Source organism: Ruegeria sp. AF3 (assembly GCF_056536285.1).
Window position 1 is genome coordinate 541,434 of the sequence record NZ_JBQFJM010000002.1, and the last position, 16,220, is coordinate 557,653.

Consider the following 16,220-nt stretch of genomic DNA (forward strand, 5'->3'; position numbering starts at 1 on the left):
GAGGGTTTCGCTCGAGCAAAAACTTCGCGGCAAAACCTCTGGGACTATGGCAGCTCATCCAACAACATCGGGTACAGCAAGTTTCCTGCCTGCGGCCCGGCCCAGAGGTAATCAACCTATTGATCGGTCGACTCGTTGTACCACCGGTACCGTTCGATCTTGTCATACAGCCCGTTCACGATGGTTTGCTGTTCTGAAATCGGAAAGCGCACCCAATCATCTTCAGTGATAATCATGATCTGAGACTTATAGGACAGGTCAGGCAGGTATTCGTCCAACGCCACAACTTCGGCAAAGCTTGGGTCTGATTGGCGTGATACCTGATCAGCTCTGCGGCATCTCCAAGAACCTGTGCAAAGAAATGATCAGGGTTCACGACGTTCCGCTCGGCCTGGTCGACAATCATCTGCAATGCTTCTTCCAGGTTATGCGCTCACGGATAATCCAGTTCAGACTTTCGGCGCTCAGCCCCGTGGTAGAATACTGATCATCGAATTCGCGAGGACCTGCATCTGTAACCAGTACGATAAGCCGACGCCCAAAGTCGCTCCAGTCCATGTCTTCCAATGCGTATTCAATACCGCGATAGCTGTCTTCGCGAAAATTCTTGCTGCTGGATTCCGCTTCTTGCATCTGATCGATGCCACTCAGGAAGTTGTCAACGTCAAGGCCCTGCTGAAGGTCCGCGAAAGTCCGAAGGTCATACCCAAGGCCCGGAGCTGCCTCGAGGCGGTCACGATAGCCGACAAGCCCGAAACTGATCGCGTCTGCTGCCCCGCTGATCCCGCGGCCTCTCGATAAACCTCCTGCAGTGCTGCACGGGTAGCGCGGATATACCGCTCCGTGGATATCGTGGTGTCCACGACAAAGACCACTGCTGTTTTTAGGTCACCCGACTTCTGACTACCCGATGGCGCCGGACGGTACGGGGGGTGTTGTCACGTTAACTGTGTTTTGTTGCTCTTGCCCGCAGTTGGACGTAGGTGACGTCGATGAAGTCATCGTCGATCAGTTACAAGCGCCACCAGTTTCCACCTGATATTCGCGCACGCGGTATGGCTGTACGTTCGCTTCAACCTGAGCTTCCGGGAAGTTAAAGCGATGCTGCTGCAGAGCGGAATCAGTGCATCATACGAGACGGTCCTGCATTGGATCATCAAGTTTGGGCCGGCGGTAGCTCGAAACCTGCGGCAGAGACAGAAGCGTTCAGGTGAGATCTGGCATCTGGATGAAGTTGAGGTGAGAATCTCAGATCGCAAGTATCGGCTTTGGCGCGCAGTCGATCAGCATGGCCTCGTGTTGGACGAAGTCCTCCAGCCGAAATAGGGCAAACGGGCGGCCATTCGGATGTTGCGCCGCCTTATTAAGCGTCTTGGTTTCCTTCCCAAGCAGATAATCACTGACAAACTGCGTTCATATGGTACCGCCAAGCGCGAGCTGGCGCAGGAGTTGGATCACTGGTCGCTCAAAGGCTTGAACAATCGAGCCGAGAACAGCCACCTCCCTTTCCGAAAGAGGGAACGGACGATGCAAGCCCATCGCTCTTCAGGAGGTTTACCGAGGTTCATAGCAACCCATTCAGCCATTCGGGATTATTTCTGTATTCCCTCTCGCCGCCGCTCCGCCTTAACAATCCGATGTCACCGCCTCGAGGCACTTGACGTCTGGAATGCTGCCACTCAAGCTGCTTGAAGTCCGAAAGTTCCTTGCAACTTCCAATCTAACCGCCCCAAGTGTCTGATAGACGAAAACCCTGAGGGAAAGGGTCGGTCGGATCCAAGCCGATCTGGGTTAACCCGTAGATCCAGCACTGCCCCGACACTCGGTTCCGGATCGCCGCATATGATCCCACGTTGGTGATGTCCAAAAGCTCGGTGGTGAACTCGCCTCCGATGATCGAACGCGACACCACAATGTCGCCCGGTGATGCCAATCCTGCCGCATGACGCACCGCCATGTTGGCGTTCGATCCAGTGCCGCAAGGCGATCGGTCAGCGCGCCCAGGGCGCAGCGTTGTGCAGGTCCGCACCGCACCATCCGAGTCCGTTGACCGGAACATGACATAGGCCAGACCGTTCAGAGCCGGAGTGGTCGGATGCGGCGCATCTTCGGTTTCGGCGATCATATCACGTAGGGCGACTCCGCGCGTGGCAAGCTCGCGGGCGTTGCCCGGAGTGATCGACAACCCGATCTGGTCCACATCCACCAGTGCATAGAACACTCCTCCAAAACACAGATCATAGCGGATCTTCCCCCAGTCCGGGGTATCGATTTCACTGTCCTTCTTGGCAACAAATGAAGGCGGCATATCCAGCGACACTTTGGTCACCTTCCCGTTGGAACAACGGGCCACCGCGCGCACCAGACCAGCAGCGGTATCCAGCGTCACGGTTGTTTCGGGCTCGACCATAGGGATCATGCCCGTTTCAAGCAGGGCCGTGACCGCACACATTGCATTGGATCCCGACATCGCATGGGCCTGATCAGGTTGCAGCACGATGAACCCAATGTCTGCCGCAGGGTCGCAAGGCGGGACCAGCAAACAAAAAGACCCGGCCGGGGCCGAACGCGGTTCCGAGCACAAGAGCTGGCGCAGGCTGTCATCGACCTTGTTCAAATGATCCAGCTTATCGGCCATGGTTGCCCCGGGAATGTCCAGCACTCCTCCGGTCACGACACGGCCGATTTCGCCGGCGCAATGCACGTCGACCGTTTGTAGAATTCGGGACCAGCGCATGAGTTTGTCCTTTCCGTTTTCTAAGCCACAGCCTGCGCACCGGTGATTTCCACCACCGAGCCACAGAGGTATTGCGCCTCGTCCGAGGCCAGAAAAGCGATGAGGGCGGCAATCTCATCTGGCTCTCCAATCCGGCCAAACGGCACAAGTGCATTCAGATCGGCAAGACTGCGCCCTGAGCGTGCCAGATTGCTTTCCAGCATCGGCGTCCGGACTTCGCCCGGGGCAACGCCATTCACGCGAATATTGTCCGGCGCATAGTCGCGAGCAAGGTTCTGGGTGAAAGCAACAACAGCCGCCTTGGCAGTGTTATAGGCGATGTGGCCTGGCGCCGGGTGAATCCCCCATTGCGATGCCGTATTGACGATAGCCCCACCACCCTGACCCTGCATCACCGGGATGACGGCCTGACACACATGAAATAGTGCATCGACATTGACGGCGAAGGTTTGTTGCCAGTCTTCAGCAGACAGTTCCATCAAAGCGCCCCGCCGCATCAGCCCGGCATTGTTGCACAACACGTCTATCCTGCGCCCTGCGCAAGTCCAGTCCCGGACAAAGCCCCGAATCTTTGCAGGATCGGTTAGGTCAAACGCTTGGGCTTCCGCCTGACCTCCAGCCGCCCGTATGTTCCCGGCGACGGTTTCCGCCCTGGTCAAATTTGCATCGGCGACACAAACCAAAGCCCCTTCATCTGCAAACCGCTGACAGATCGCGGTGCCAATACCCCCTGCTCCACCGGTGACGACAACAGATTTTCCTTCAAAACGCTGCATCATGACCTCATCTGACTTGCGCCATTTATATCCAGAACCGCACCTGTAAGCGAAGCCTGCGAGGGCCGAAGAACAAAGGCTACTAGTTCGGCAATTTCCTCCGGCTTGGCCATCTGACCCAGCGGGATGCCCGAAAGGGCAGCAGCTTCGCCATGCGTGTGGATGAAATCCTCGGACATCTCGGACCGCACCCATCCCGGCGCAATAGCCACCGCCGTAATCCCGTCGGCGCCGAAGCCTCGCGCGATGCTTTGGGTCAGGTTGATCAGGGCCGCTTTGGTCGCGCCATAAGACATCGCCTCGGCCCGATATCCGCCCTGCCCTGCGCGCGACGCCATGTTGATGATCCGCCCGCCGCCTTGCGCCCGGAAATGCCGAATGGCCGCGCGGCTCAGATCAGCGGTGGCCATCAGGTTGACCTGAAGATCGCCATGCCAGACCCGATGCCAAGACTCTAAAGGATCATCCACGGATGAAGCCGTTAGAATGCCCGCGTTATTGATTAGCGCATCTATCCGGCCTGCTTGGGTTTCGGCGGCTTCCCACAGCGCATTTGGCCCCAAAGGGTCGGACAGATCAGCGGCAAGTGCACTCGCCCCTTGCCCAATCTCTGTTGCCAACGCCTCGGCACGGGCCGCGTTGCTGTGATAGTGCAGCAAAACACGTGCACCCACTGTTGCCAATTCGCGTGCGATAGCCTGGCCAATGGACCCGGTGGCCCCTGTCAACAGAACGGTTTTATCTTGCAGAGAACGAGTCAATCCGCCCCTCCCTCGGTCGCTTGGCGCGCATTGCTCAGCCGTAGCAATACGATGTCGAGCCCCGCTTTCAAGGCCTCGGGGCCACCTGCATTTGCAAAAACCTCGAACAGTTGCGCATTCAGTCCTGCGGGCGTCGAGTGTTCGACCCGCAGCAATTCATAAGGTTTGTCGCGATCTTCCATTGCCGTATGCGCCAATCCGGAAAAAACTCCGCTCAGATAGTGTTGCGCATCCACCCGCCCAATCCCATTGGATTGCATCCAGTCTGAGACAGCACCCAGAAAACCAAAATACGTTCCCATCACAGCACTTGCAGCGGCGAAAGCATCAAACTCTTCCACTGTTCGGGCGCTGACCACGGCCCCCAGCGGGCCAAACAGCGCTTCGCCAACCGGGTCATGCGGAAACAGAACCGTCACGCCACGATGATGGGCGACCGAGGGCAAAGGAATTGCACGGAACAGGCGCACAGACGTGCCGATCCAGTCTTGCAGAGCCTCGTGGGTCACCGTAGCGATCAGGCTGCAAACATGCTGCCCCTCGGCAAATCGAAAGGACGATAGCACCGCCTGCGCGTCCTGCGGGCGGATAGCTAGAAACACCAGATCGGACCCATCAACAACGGCCTGCGCGTCTGTGCAGACCTGCACCTTTTCACTCACCGCTGCCAACCGCGCCGAGATGGTGCGATTGCGTTCGGTGACGTAGATTGCAGTGACATCAACATCTGACGCCAGCAATCCGGTCACCACCGCTTCGGTTATGACGCCAGTTCCGATGAAGCCAAGTCGCATCCCTACTCCTTGATATACCAACCCCAGGGTTTAGAGCGGTCATAATACGTGATTTGTTTGGTTTCGAGGTAGTTGTTCAGGCCCCAAACTCCCAGTTCCCGCCCGATGCCCGATTTTTTGTATCCGCCCCAAGGCGCTTCAGTGAAGGTCGGTTGCGAGCAGTTGATCCAGACAATGCCAGCCTGAAAGGCCCGGGCAACACGCTCAGCGCGGTCGGTATCGGCGGACATGACGGCTGCAGCCAGACCAAATTCCGATGCGTTGGCAAGCGCGACCGCTTCTGTTTCTGTGGTGAAGGAGCGGACACAGACCACTGGTCCAAATATCTCTTCGTTCCAGACAAAACCATCCAGCGGTGCATCGGCAAAGATAGTGGGTTCAACATAGCAGCCCTGCTCAAAGCCTTCTGGAACGCCACCGCCACAGACCAGCCGGGCACCCTCGGCCTTGCCCTTCTCGATCGCGGCCAGAATTTTCCCTTGCTGCACCTTGTTGACCTGCGGGCCTAGCAACACGCCATCCTCCAGCCCATGGCCAATCTTGATCTTGCCAGCCTCTTCAACCAGCCGGGACATCACCGCATCATAGATCGGAGCCTCGACCAGCACACGCGAGGTGGCCGAGCACACCTCACCCTGGTTCCAGAAGATACCAAACATGATCCACTCGACGGCTTCTTCGATGGGCGTATCTGCAAACACAACCAAAGGCGATTTGCCGCCCAGTTCCAATGAGATGGTTTTCACATTCTGCGCCGCTGCCGCCATGATGCGCGATCCGGTTGGCACCGATCCGGTAAAAGCAAGCTTGTCCACATCCGGGTGTTCAGCCAGCCGCGCGCCTGCATCCGGGCCGAAACCGGTGACGATGTTCAATGCTCCGGCAGGCAGACCTGCCTTAAGTGCAATATCCCCAAGCTCAAGCGCTGTCAGCGGTGTGATCTCCGAGGGTTTAAGCACAACCGTACACCCTGCGGCCAACGCTGGGGCCACTTTCCACGAGGCCATCAGCATCGGAAAATTCCACGGGATGATCGCACCCGCCACCCCAACAGGTTCCTTCACAGCCTTTGAGGTGAACCCCTCCATGCCCAAAGGAATTTGTTCTTCGGCATTATTGTCCAGACGTTCCGCCAGATCCGCATAGATGTGAAAGACTCCGGCCGTGTCTTCGATATCCCACACCGCCTCGGGTAGGGGTTTGCCGTTATCCATCACCTCCATCCGGGCCAGCTCATCCGTGCGCGCAGAGATTTCGTCGCCCATCTTGCGCAAAACAGTGGCGCGCTCGGCACCGCAAAGTTTTGGCCAGGGGCCGGTGTCAAAAGCCGTACGGGCCGCTTTGACCGCCGCGTCGACATCGGCTGGACCACCTTTGGCGACTTTGTGCACGACCTCATTGTTCGATGGGTCCACCACGTCGAACACCTCGCCAGAGGCGGCAGCAACCCATTCGTTGTTGATAAACAGTTTGTCCCGCATGGCGTTTCCTTTACATATTCCGGGTGACGCCGCCGTCGACGCGCAGAGATTGACCGGTGATGTAGCTGCTGTCGTCACTCAGCAGAAACGCAGCCGCTTTGGCCTGTTCCTCGGCCCGAGCCAGACGGCCAAGGTCCGACATCTCGGCGAATTTATGCGGCAAGTCGAGGCTGTCGGTGAAACCGGGCAGCAGGCAGTTCATGCGGATATTGGCCGGGCCATACCGGTCCGAGAATTGCTTGGTAAAGCTGGAGACACCAACGCGGTAGACGCTGGAGGTCGGAAAGGTCAGAGATGGCTCAAATGCTGAAAAGGTTGTGATGTTGACGATTGAGCCACCACCCTGCGCCTCCATCACCGGCGCCAGCAGCTTCGCCATGCGGATGACCGGTTTCAGAACCATCTCATGGGCGCGATCCCAGTCCTCTTCCGGGATTTCAAGCAGATCTCCTTTAGGAGGGCCACCCACATGGATCAGGCAAGCGTCGATGCGCCCAAAGGTGGCCATGGCAAGGTCAAAGACCGCCTGCGTATCCTCTGCGTTTTCGGCCTTACCTCGGTGGGCAACGCTGCCTAGCTCCTGAGCCAGTAACTCGCAGGACTCCGATGGTGACATCAGCGCCAGATTGTATCCCCGCGCGTGCATTTCGCGCGCCGTGGCTGCGCCCATTCCGCGCCCACCACCAATGATAAGACATATCTTTTCGGTCATGGTCCGCTCCTGTTTTCAAATTAAAATCGGTCGACCCTATAGGGGTGCAGATCGACATCGGGTATCTCTCCGGAAATGAGCTGCCCCATCAACCGGGCCGCAGTCGCAGCATAGGTCAGACCCAGATGTCCATGTCCCGTGGAATAGAACACCCCCGGCATCTTGCCTGAGGTTGACATCACCGGGATCGTATCCGGCAAGGCCGGCCGGTGTCCCATCCATTCGGATGTTTCATCAAGAGATAGCCCCGGTAGCGCCAGACGTGCCCGCGCGACAGTGATCCTGGCGCGGCTATAATTGGGCGCGGCCTCAAGACCCGCCATCTCGACGGTTCCGCCAATACGAATTCCACTGGCAGTCGGGCTCACCATGAACGCCTTGGCAGGCCAGATGATCGAATGGCCCAGTGTGACCCCCGGAGACATGATCTGCGTGTGATAGCCACGCTCTGTCTCCAATGGCAGCGGTTCACCCAGCATTTTGGACAGACGGGCCGAAAAAGCCCCAGCACAGATGACCACATGTTTCGCACGCAAACGAGCGCCGTCACCAAGACACACGGTCTTTTCTTCGCCCGTTGCCTCAAACCCGATGACATCGCCCCGAACGATCTGTCCGCCCCTGGCTGCAATAATCTCAGCAAGCCGGGACACGATGTCGAACGGATTTCGAACAGTCCGGTTATCCGGCAACAGGACCGCTTTTTGAATGACCGGAGCAATGTCTGGCTCCAGTTCGCGCAACCGATTGCCGCCGATCACTTCATAATCGAAGCCGTACCGGTCGAGCATGTCCAGCCGCTCGCGATCCGCCTCGAACTCCTGATCGTTGGCATAAAGCGACAAGCACCCCGTTTCGCTGACATCATCCGCAAGGCCTATCTCAGCCATCAGGGCCTGCATGTCCGGCAATGCACGTTCACACAGCGCCGCTCCGTTCGCCTCCAACTGCCGCAGCCGCGATGGCAAACCAGCCCTGAAGAACCGTAGGAACCACGGGACAAGACGTGGAGCATAAGCCGGAGCCACGCGTATGGGTCCTTCGGGGTCCAATAGCCAACGCGGCGTTTGCATCCAGACAGAAGGGCGCGACACCGGCATAAATTCGGTCACGGCGATCGAGGCCATATTGCCGAAAGACGCACCGTTTCCGGGCGTCCCACGATCAATGAGGGCCACCCTGTGTCCCCGTTTCTGAAGCTCATGGCCAAGCGCAGCACCGATGATACCGGCGCCGATGATGGCTGTGTCAAACTGATGTTCGGTCTGGGGCATCGCAGTTCGCAAACTTGAAGGACGACCGGGCGCGAACGGCATGTAGCCAAGCGTACCCTGGGTGGGACTACCAGTTCAGGATTGGCTCCATCGCCGCGCGCATGTCTGCCTTTTCTTCATCCGTCAGCGGCCCCCACGGTGCGCGACATTCGCCCAACGACAGGCCCTGAAGTTCGCAGCCGTATTTAATTTTTTGAACGAACTTGCCGGATTCCAGGATATTCATGGCGCGATAGAGTTTCTTCATCATCTCGCGCGCCTTGTCCAAATCTCCTGCCCGATAGGCACGGTCCAAATCGCAGCAAGCCCGGGCCATGCAGTTCGACGGTCCGCAGATCCAGCTGTCCGCGCCCCAGAACATGAAGTCTAGAGCAATGTCGTCCGAACCTGAGATCAGCTGAATTTTGCCCTCATACCGGCTGGCAATGTCGACGGCGCGTTGCAGCACGCCCGAACTCTCCTTGATGCCGATCACGCGTGGATTGTCGGCGAAATGATCCATGAGCTCGAAGCTGATATCAGCGCCATCCTTTGCCGGATAGCTGTAGAGAACCAGATTGACATCCACCTCCTCCAGTACGGTTTCATAATGCCGGATCAGTTCGTCCTGCGTCGGGCGTGTATAGAATGGCGGCGCAAGCAGCACGGTGTCATAGCCGATTTCCTTGGCCATCGCCGTTTGCGCGATCACCTCACGCGTTGCAGGGGCATTTGTTCCTGCGATCAGGATTTCGCCGTCGTTGGCAAAGTCTTTGACGAATTGCAGGACGGCTCGGCGTTCTTCATTACTCTGCGAAAAGTACTCACCAGTTGAACCATTTGGGACCCACCCTGTGACGCCAGCCTCGCGGAGATGCGACAGCAGCTTTTCGAACGCGCCGAAATCGATCTTGCTATCGTCGCCAAACGGCGTCACCAGGGCTGGCATGATGCCAGAGAGTTTCACGTTGTAGCTCATTGGTCAGAGTCCTGTGATTTGTTGTAGTAGAGGTATCCACGCCGCTCGACGGTTGGAAACGCGTCGCCCCGACGGACATAGTTAGTGTTCTGGGTCAGGGGACGCGGTGTAAAATCCCAAATTTCCTCACGCCCTGTAGACAGTGCAGTGTCGATCAGCTTGCGGGCCACCTGGCTGGCCACGACGTCGTCCAGCAAAGTGTCCAGCGGCCAGGTCTCCTCGGCCAGTTGGGTTAGGCGTGCCTCGTCAGGATCGCCCTGCCCCGCGATGTTTGTCTGTTCCAGCGGGTCGTTGGACAGGTCATAGAATTGTGGCGGATAGGCGCGCGAGAGTATCAGTTTTTTCTCACCGTCGCGGATGCAGACACGCGGGGCTGACGTGCCGCCGTCGATATGTTCGGAAAAAACCGGACCGCACTGGGGCTCTCCGCGCAGCGCTGGCAACAGGCTGCGCCCGTCAAGCGGTGTCCGTATATCCTTGGCGGGCACGCCACTGATATCGAGGAGGGTTGGAAAGATATCCAACAGCGATACCGGGGCAGAAACGCGACCCGGAGCGTGTTCGGGATGGGCAATGATCAACGGTACCTGAATCGCGGGGTTGAACAGGGTTTTCTTAAACCACATCCCGCGCTCGCCGATCATGTCGCCGTGATCCGAGGCGAACATTACAACTGTGTTGTCGGCGTAGCCACTGTCCTCCAGCGCCTGCATCAGCCGACCGAACAGATCATCCACATATGAGATCATGCCGTAATACCCGCGCCGGGCATTGCGATAATCGGCATCGCTCAGTTCGCACTTGTCCTGACCATAGTGGTAGTAGAGCGATTGGCTGTGCGCGTCGCGCTGATCGACTGGGATATGTGGCACGCGTGGCGCGTCGATGTGTGCGTCATCGTACCTGTCCCAATAGTCTCGGGTAATCACATAAGGATCGTGCGGATGAGTCAGTGAAACCGTCATCATGAACGGGCGGTCATCGTCGCTGCGGGCTCGGGTGTAAAGCTCTCGCACCGCGTGGTGAACAACATCCTCGTCGTAGTCGATCTGCATCGAACGGGCGACCGGGCCTGCGTCGCGCACTGTGTCGATGGTCGAGACGCCAAAAGTATAGGCGCGTTCTTCATCCTTGTTGAAATCGCGGAAATCCGCATCCGGCGTCCAGGACATGTCGGCTGGGTAAATCTCGGTGGTCAACCGTTCCTCGAACCCGTGATACTGGTCCGGGCCCACGAAATGCATCTTGCCCGAGATGCAGGTATAGTAGCCGTTCAGCCGCAGATAGTGGGCCAAGGTCGGTGTGGACGCGGTGAATTCGGCCCCATTATCATAGGCCCCGATGCGCGACGGCAGCCGTCCGGCCATCATGCCGAAACGCGACGGTGCACATAAGGGATAGGGGCAATAGGCGTTCTCAAAAACCTTGCCACGCGCGGCAAGCGCGTCGATATTGGGCGTTTTGCAGACCGTTCCCCCATAGGCATTCAGCACGAACGAGGTCAATTGGTCGACCATGAACAGGATGATGTTTGGTTTCATGACGATCGTCCGCGCTGGGATTTCTGGGTTGCCACGTTATTGGCGACTAGATCTTTGTAGAGTTCTCGGATTTGCCGAGTGACCGGACCTGCGCCGCCTTCATCACCAATCGTTTTGCCATCGATTGAGGCTACAGGCGTCTGCGCCCCGAACGTGCCGGTCAGAAACGCCTCATCCGCGCCATAGGCCTCGTATACCGAGAAGTTTCTTTCAAAGACCGGAATGTCATTCTGGCGGCACAGCGAGATGACCTTGGCGCGGGTTACACCGTTCATGCAGTAGTCCCCGGTCGATGTCCAAACTTCGCCTCGCCGGACGATAAAGAAATTGCAGGCGTTGGTGGTGTTCACAAACCCATGCGGGTCCAGCATCAGACCCTCATCCGCGCCGGCCTGCTCCGCCTGAAGACAGGCGATCACGCAGTTGAGCTTGGAATGGCTATTGAACTTCGGGTCCTGGCTGGTCGGCAACCCCCGGACCTGCGGCACGGTGGCCAGCCGGATACCCTGCGATTGCAGACCCTCAGCGGGTTTGGAGTGTTCAATAATCGCAACAATCGTTGGGCCGAACCTGCTGAGGCCCGGATGCTGAAACGGTTTCGCCTTGCGACCGCGTGTGATCATCAGACGGCAATGGGCGTCGGAGATCATGCCATTGGCCGCTGCCGTCTGATCCAGAATGCCCCGTATGTCCTCGGGGCCCATGCCGATATCGATCGAGACCGATTTGAGTGAATTGAAGAGTCGGTCCATATGTTCGTCGAAAAAGGCCCATTCGCCATCATACAATCGCAAACCTTCCCACATGCCATCGCCCAACATGAAGCCGCTGTCATAAACTGAGACACTGGCCTCTTCCTTGCGCACAAGCTCGCCGTTTACGTAGATCAGAAGCGCGTCATTGCGTGCGTCCACTTCGGCGTCATGGGTGGATATGTCGTGAGAATCCATCGCCATGATCAGTGACCGAGGACCTGACCAAGAAAGGTTTTGGTGCGTTCGCTTTTTGGGTTCTCGAAAAACTCGCCGGGCGGGGCCTGTTCGATGATTTCGCCCTCCGCCATGAAGATCACCCGATCCGCCACCTGACGTGCGAATCCCATCTCATGCGTCACGCAGACCATGGTCATGCCCTCCTCGGCCAGTCCGACCATCACATCCAGCACCTCGGAAATCATCTCGGGATCCAGCGCCGAAGTCGGCTCGTCGAACAGCATGATCTCTGGCGCCATGCACAGGGCGCGGGCGATGGCCACGCGCTGCTGCTGGCCACCCGAAAGCTCGCCGGGATATTTGTGCGCCTGTTCTGGGATCTTGACCCGCTCCAGATAGGACATGGCAATTTGCTCGGCCTCTTCGCGGGACTTTTTGCGCACAAGCGTCGGAGCCAGCGTGCAGTTTTCAAGAATGGTCATGTGCGGGAACAGATTGAAGTTCTGAAATACCATTCCCGCCTCGCGCCGGATTTCGTCGATGTTGTCGACATTGTCATCCAACGGAATGCCGTTAACTTCTATGGTTCCAGCCTGATATTCTTCAAGCCGGTTGATGCAGCGGATCAGGGTGGATTTTCCCGACCCCGACGGGCCGCAAATGACCACTTTCTCACCCCGACCAACGTCAAGATCGATGTCCTTCAGCGCGTGAAAGCCGCCATAGAACTTGTTCATGGCACGGATCGAGATGGCTTGCTCAGACATGTGATTTCCTCCTCAACGGCTGCCAACGCTCATGCGGCGTTCCAGATAGGCGCCATAGCGGGACAGTGAGAACACGAAGACAAAGAAGATGAGGCCGACAAACACGTACATTTCGATCGTCGCAAAGCTCCAGTCGGCGGTACCAGCGGCGGCACGGCCCGAGGCCAAGATATCGAAGAAGCCGATAATGGTGACCAGCGAGGTTTCCTTGAACGTGATGACGAACTGGTTGATCGTCGGCGGCAATGCGTTGCGAAAGGCCTGCGGCAGCACGATGTACCCGATCCGGTGCCAGTAGCCCATGCCAAGCGCCTTGGCGGCCTCTTCCTGACCAGCCGGAATAGCCTGCATGCCGCCACGTATGATCTCGGCCTGATAGCAAGCAAAGAAAATCGCGTAGCCAATGATCACGCGGTACAGCTTGTCACCGATCGCCCAGCCCGGCAGCACGAATGGCAAGACGATGGCGAAGGTGAACATGATCGACAGCAGCGGCAAGGACCGGATGACGTCGATCACCAGCGCCATGGTTTTGGCGATCCAAGGCAGTTCAGACCTACGCAGCAGGGCAAAAACAATCGACAACGGCATGCCCATCAAGCAGACGGCGGAAAATATGAACACCGTCAGGGATAGCCCGCCCCAGTCACGCTCGACCACGGGTGTCAGGCCAAAGACACCACCGCGCATCAAAATGTAAAAGGCTCCGAACCCGGCGACCCACAAAATCGGCAGGCGCATTGCATTCCAGAACACCGGAACACAGGACAGGATCGCGACTACCAGCATGACGATACAGGCAAGCGCCGAGCGCCACTGTTCCTCGAACGGGTAGAGGCCGAACAGCACGATCCGCCAGCGCGTCGCAACAAAGGACCAGCAGGCCCCATGCTCGTGCGCGCGGCACTCCTCGTTCTTGCCATAGCCCCAGATCGCCTCGAGAACCGCCCAGTTGAAAAGGTTCCACAAAACCCAGGCCGTGAATGCTGCAAGAAGAACGGTGATCGCGCTATTCAGTGGGGTCGCAAAATAGTGTTTCTTGATCTTGCCGAACGCAGGCGTGTTTGGAATTGAAAGATCGGTCATCATTCAGATCCTCAGCTGCGTGCCCTTGAGCTTGATCGCATCATTCACGCGATTCAGAACCCAGGCCATCGAATAGTTGATGATCAGAAAACCACCCATCAGTATCGCGATCAGTTCCAGCGTCTGCCCCGACTGATTGATCGCAGTGCTTATCACCATGAAGAAGTCGGTGAAGCTGATAGCGATACCAATCGTAGTCGCCTTGAACAGCCAGACATACTGGTTGATCAGCGTTGGCATCACGATGCGGATGGCCAACGGAAGGCGAATGCGACTGAAGATGTACCACGAGGACAGACCTAGGGCGCGTCCAGCCTCGGACTGACCTTTCGGAATGGCATTGAAGCCGGCCCGAACGATTTCAGCAATGTAGGCTGCGCCGTAAATCGCGATGGCAATGAGACAGGCCATCAGTTCCGGTGAAACGCGGATTCCACCGCGGAAATTCAAACCGGCTGCTTCGGGAACACTTACCAAGGGCGTCTCGGGAATGCGCCCTAGCCACATCGCTGTAATGGCCGCAACCAGAGCCGCAGACCACAACAGTTTTCTCTCCTTGCTGGCTTTTCGCAAATGCAAATCCGGCCAGCGCTTGGCCCCCAGCCACAGCGCTGCCGCAAACGCGGCGACGATGACCAGAACGGAGACAAAAACAGAAGCACCGGTTACATTGAGCCCCGGAATATAGATGCCGCGCCCTGTCAGGGCGATACCGCCCAGCATCGGTTCTGCATTTCGGGGGCTGGGCAGAGACAAAAGCAGCGTGTACCAGAACAACAGCTGCAGGATTAGGGGCGCATTACGGAACAGCTCGACAAATGTGGTGCCGACCAGCTCGGCCATTCCGTTGCCCGATGTCCGCATGACCCCTACCGCGACACCCATGATCGTGGCGATCGGCAGGGCAATAGCGCCAAGGAACAGGGAATTGAGGATTCCGACCAGAATTGCCCGCGCATAGGTCGAGTTCGTGCTGTAGTCGATCAGAGAAAAGCTGATACGCCAGCCTGTGGCCCGTTCAAGAAACCCGAACCCCGAAGTCATTCCCTGCGCCTCGAGATTGGCGCGGCCAACCAGCACCATGACAATCAGCATTGACGCAATTCCGCCTACAAATGCGAATTGCAGTCCGGTATCCCGGAACTTTCTGCTTTTGATGAGTGATTGCATCGGCTTATCCCCCAAGCGGCAACCTGACCTGAGCCGGGCGCAATCCAAAGGCTGCGCCCGGTAGGCATCGACGTATTAGTCGATGATCATCGGATAGAAGACACCGCCCGCGTTATAGAGATTGTTGATCCCACGCGGCAGGTTATAGGGAGAGCCAGATCCGATGTTGCGGTCGTAGATTTCGGCAAAGTTGCCGACCTCTTTGATCATGTTGTACGCCCAGTCATCCGACAGACCCAGGCGCGCACCATATCCCGGGTTTACTCCCAGAAATGTACCAACCGTCGCTGAAGGCGGGTTGGCGCGCATGTCGTCGATGTTCTCCGACGTGATTCCTTCCATTTCGGCGAACCACAGCGAGGACAGCATCCAGTTCTGGACGTCCAGCCAATCCGGGTCGCCTTCCGGGACAATGATGCCTTCCGCCTCCAGTGCGATCACATCCGGCAGGATGACATGAGCATCCGCGCCGTCCGGCGCATCGACACGCCCTGCGGCAAGGCTGGGCGCCCATTCGATAATACTGTCGCAGCGGCCCTCATAATAGGAATTGCGTAGTTCGTCGCCATTCTCGAAAGTCAGCAATTCGGCGTCGATCTGATGCGTGTCGAGATAAGTTGCAGTGGCGCGCTCGGTCGAAGTACCGGCAGCAACACAAATGGACCCTCCGGCCAGATCCGCTATCGTCTTGGCGCCGAGATCCGTGCGCGTCATTGCCTGAAACGCACCAATGAAATACGGGCGGCTATAGGCCAGGTTGAGCTCCGTGTCCCGGCTTTGGGTCCAACCGGACACCTTGATGACAACGTCAATGTCACCGGATTGCAGAGACGGCCAACGCTGGGCCCAGCTTATCGGAACAATCTCAAGGTTACCTTCGGACGTTCCAAACAGACCTGCCGCAAGTGCCTTGCACAAATCGATGTCCACACCGCGCCAGTTCCCCTGATCGTCAACCTCGGCAAATCCAAGAAACGAACCGTTGTGGCCGCTACACAGAAGCGAACCGCGTTCGAGGACTGTGTTCAGACGGCTGTCTTCAGCGACCTGCGCATGCGCCATCTGAGACGCAGCAACAACCGCCACCGCTGATGATGCAATAGCCTTGGCAAATTTCATTTTCACCTCCCTGTGTCGACATTTTGTCTGCATGATTTCTGTCGACACGATGGCGACATGTCAATAAAAACTTAGTCGAAGCCGAACTACTTGACCCAGGCACTTCATTAGG

At 57.6% G+C, this 16,220-nt stretch carries 16 protein-coding genes and 1 pseudogene; 1 reads left to right on the forward strand and 16 read right to left on the reverse strand.

The genetic code is table 11. The features are described 5' to 3' along the window. Positions 1-116 precede the first annotated feature (116 nt). Entirely contained in the window at positions 117-284 is a 168-nt protein-coding gene (locus ACR3FC_RS19100) for a hypothetical protein (RefSeq protein WP_480477848.1), read from the reverse strand. 118 nt (positions 285-402) lie between these two features. Beyond that, complete coding sequence (locus ACR3FC_RS19105; RefSeq protein WP_480477850.1) at positions 403-633, reverse strand: hypothetical protein; 231 nt, start codon at positions 631-633, stop codon at positions 403-405. A gap of 372 nt (positions 634-1,005) precedes the next feature. Between ACR3FC_RS19105 and ACR3FC_RS19110 the strand changes: the two are divergent. Next, positions 1,006-1,692 (forward strand): annotated as a pseudogene (locus tag ACR3FC_RS19110) (IS6 family transposase); the annotation flags it as partial. Between the two features lie 28 nt (positions 1,693-1,720). On the opposite strand, the gene ACR3FC_RS19115 reads toward ACR3FC_RS19110, so the two are convergent. The 14 genes from ACR3FC_RS19115 to ACR3FC_RS19180 form a co-directional block, all read right to left on the reverse strand. Continuing rightward, complete coding sequence (locus ACR3FC_RS19115; RefSeq protein ID WP_480477852.1) at positions 1,721-2,737, reverse strand: proline racemase family protein; 1,017 nt, start codon at positions 2,735-2,737, stop codon at positions 1,721-1,723. A 20-nt stretch (positions 2,738-2,757) separates the two neighbouring features. Continuing rightward, positions 2,758-3,513 (reverse strand): SDR family NAD(P)-dependent oxidoreductase, encoded by a 756-nt coding sequence (locus tag ACR3FC_RS19120; RefSeq protein WP_480477854.1) that lies wholly within the window; start codon positions 3,511-3,513, stop codon positions 2,758-2,760. After that, positions 3,513-4,274: an SDR family NAD(P)-dependent oxidoreductase gene (locus ACR3FC_RS19125; protein ID WP_480477856.1), complete on the reverse strand. Its 762-nt coding sequence runs from the start codon at positions 4,272-4,274 to the stop codon at positions 3,513-3,515. Before ACR3FC_RS19125 ends, ACR3FC_RS19120 begins: the two co-directional genes overlap by 1 nt. Next, positions 4,271-5,068: a pyrroline-5-carboxylate reductase gene (locus ACR3FC_RS19130; protein ID WP_480477858.1), complete on the reverse strand. Its 798-nt coding sequence runs from the start codon at positions 5,066-5,068 to the stop codon at positions 4,271-4,273. The genes ACR3FC_RS19125 and ACR3FC_RS19130 overlap by 4 nt, the downstream gene beginning before the upstream one ends. 2 nt (positions 5,069-5,070) lie before the next feature. Next, complete coding sequence (locus ACR3FC_RS19135; RefSeq protein ID WP_480477860.1) at positions 5,071-6,549, reverse strand: aldehyde dehydrogenase family protein; 1,479 nt, start codon at positions 6,547-6,549, stop codon at positions 5,071-5,073. 10 nt (positions 6,550-6,559) lie between these two features. Further along, positions 6,560-7,261 carry an SDR family oxidoreductase gene (locus tag ACR3FC_RS19140; protein ID WP_480477862.1) on the reverse strand — a complete coding sequence of 234 codons (702 nt, stop codon included), beginning with the start codon at positions 7,259-7,261 and terminating at the stop codon, positions 6,560-6,562. A gap of 20 nt (positions 7,262-7,281) precedes the next feature. Beyond that, positions 7,282-8,535, reverse strand: coding sequence for an NAD(P)/FAD-dependent oxidoreductase (locus tag ACR3FC_RS19145; RefSeq protein ID WP_480477864.1), 1,254 nt, complete (start codon positions 8,533-8,535; stop codon positions 7,282-7,284). 67 nt (positions 8,536-8,602) lie between these two features. Continuing rightward, positions 8,603-9,493 carry a 4-hydroxy-tetrahydrodipicolinate synthase gene (dapA, locus tag ACR3FC_RS19150; protein WP_480477866.1) on the reverse strand — a complete coding sequence of 297 codons (891 nt, stop codon included), beginning with the start codon at positions 9,491-9,493 and terminating at the stop codon, positions 8,603-8,605. Then, on the reverse strand, positions 9,490-11,034 hold the full coding sequence (betC, locus tag ACR3FC_RS19155; RefSeq protein WP_480477868.1) for a choline-sulfatase: 1,545 nt from the start codon (positions 11,032-11,034) through the stop codon (positions 9,490-9,492). Before betC ends, dapA begins: the two co-directional genes overlap by 4 nt. Beyond that, positions 11,031-11,984: an aminotransferase class IV gene (locus tag ACR3FC_RS19160; RefSeq protein WP_480478203.1), complete on the reverse strand. Its 954-nt coding sequence runs from the start codon at positions 11,982-11,984 to the stop codon at positions 11,031-11,033. The genes betC and ACR3FC_RS19160 overlap by 4 nt, the downstream gene beginning before the upstream one ends. A gap of 8 nt (positions 11,985-11,992) precedes the next feature. Beyond that, on the reverse strand, positions 11,993-12,733 hold the full coding sequence (locus ACR3FC_RS19165) for an amino acid ABC transporter ATP-binding protein (RefSeq protein WP_480477870.1): 741 nt from the start codon (positions 12,731-12,733) through the stop codon (positions 11,993-11,995). Positions 12,734-12,745: 12 nt separating this feature from the next. Next, complete coding sequence (locus tag ACR3FC_RS19170) at positions 12,746-13,819, reverse strand: amino acid ABC transporter permease (RefSeq protein ID WP_480477872.1); 1,074 nt, start codon at positions 13,817-13,819, stop codon at positions 12,746-12,748. Positions 13,820-13,822: 3 nt separating this feature from the next. Continuing rightward, on the reverse strand, positions 13,823-14,989 hold the full coding sequence (locus ACR3FC_RS19175; RefSeq protein ID WP_480477874.1) for an amino acid ABC transporter permease: 1,167 nt from the start codon (positions 14,987-14,989) through the stop codon (positions 13,823-13,825). A gap of 75 nt (positions 14,990-15,064) precedes the next feature. Then, positions 15,065-16,108 (reverse strand): transporter substrate-binding domain-containing protein, encoded by a 1,044-nt coding sequence (locus ACR3FC_RS19180; protein ID WP_480477876.1) that lies wholly within the window; start codon positions 16,106-16,108, stop codon positions 15,065-15,067. Between the last annotated feature and the right edge of the window lie 112 nt (positions 16,109-16,220).

Excerpts from the sequence above, each read along its gene's own strand:
- ACR3FC_RS19105 (WP_480477850.1), bottom strand. The coding sequence starts at position 633 with ATGCAAGAAGCGGAATCCAGCAGCAAGAATTTTCGCGAAGACAGCTAT.
- ACR3FC_RS19115 (WP_480477852.1), bottom strand. The coding sequence starts at position 2,737 with ATGCGCTGGTCCCGAATTCTACAAACGGTCGACGTGCATTGCGCCGGC.
- ACR3FC_RS19120 (WP_480477854.1), bottom strand. The coding sequence starts at position 3,513 with ATGCAGCGTTTTGAAGGAAAATCTGTTGTCGTCACCGGTGGAGCAGGG.
- ACR3FC_RS19130 (WP_480477858.1), bottom strand. The coding sequence starts at position 5,068 with ATGCGACTTGGCTTCATCGGAACTGGCGTCATAACCGAAGCGGTGGTG.
- ACR3FC_RS19135 (WP_480477860.1), bottom strand. The coding sequence starts at position 6,549 with ATGCGGGACAAACTGTTTATCAACAACGAATGGGTTGCTGCCGCCTCT.
- ACR3FC_RS19140 (WP_480477862.1), bottom strand. The coding sequence starts at position 7,261 with ATGACCGAAAAGATATGTCTTATCATTGGTGGTGGGCGCGGAATGGGC.
- ACR3FC_RS19145 (WP_480477864.1), bottom strand. The coding sequence starts at position 8,535 with ATGCCCCAGACCGAACATCAGTTTGACACAGCCATCATCGGCGCCGGT.
- dapA (WP_480477866.1), bottom strand. The coding sequence starts at position 9,493 with ATGAGCTACAACGTGAAACTCTCTGGCATCATGCCAGCCCTGGTGACG.
- betC (WP_480477868.1), bottom strand. The coding sequence starts at position 11,034 with ATGAAACCAAACATCATCCTGTTCATGGTCGACCAATTGACCTCGTTC.
- ACR3FC_RS19160 (WP_480478203.1), bottom strand. The coding sequence starts at position 11,984 with ATGGATTCTCACGACATATCCACCCATGACGCCGAAGTGGACGCACGC.
- ACR3FC_RS19165 (WP_480477870.1), bottom strand. The coding sequence starts at position 12,733 with ATGTCTGAGCAAGCCATCTCGATCCGTGCCATGAACAAGTTCTATGGC.
- ACR3FC_RS19170 (WP_480477872.1), bottom strand. The coding sequence starts at position 13,819 with ATGACCGATCTTTCAATTCCAAACACGCCTGCGTTCGGCAAGATCAAG.
- ACR3FC_RS19175 (WP_480477874.1), bottom strand. The coding sequence starts at position 14,989 with ATGCAATCACTCATCAAAAGCAGAAAGTTCCGGGATACCGGACTGCAA.
- ACR3FC_RS19180 (WP_480477876.1), bottom strand. The coding sequence starts at position 16,108 with ATGAAATTTGCCAAGGCTATTGCATCATCAGCGGTGGCGGTTGTTGCT.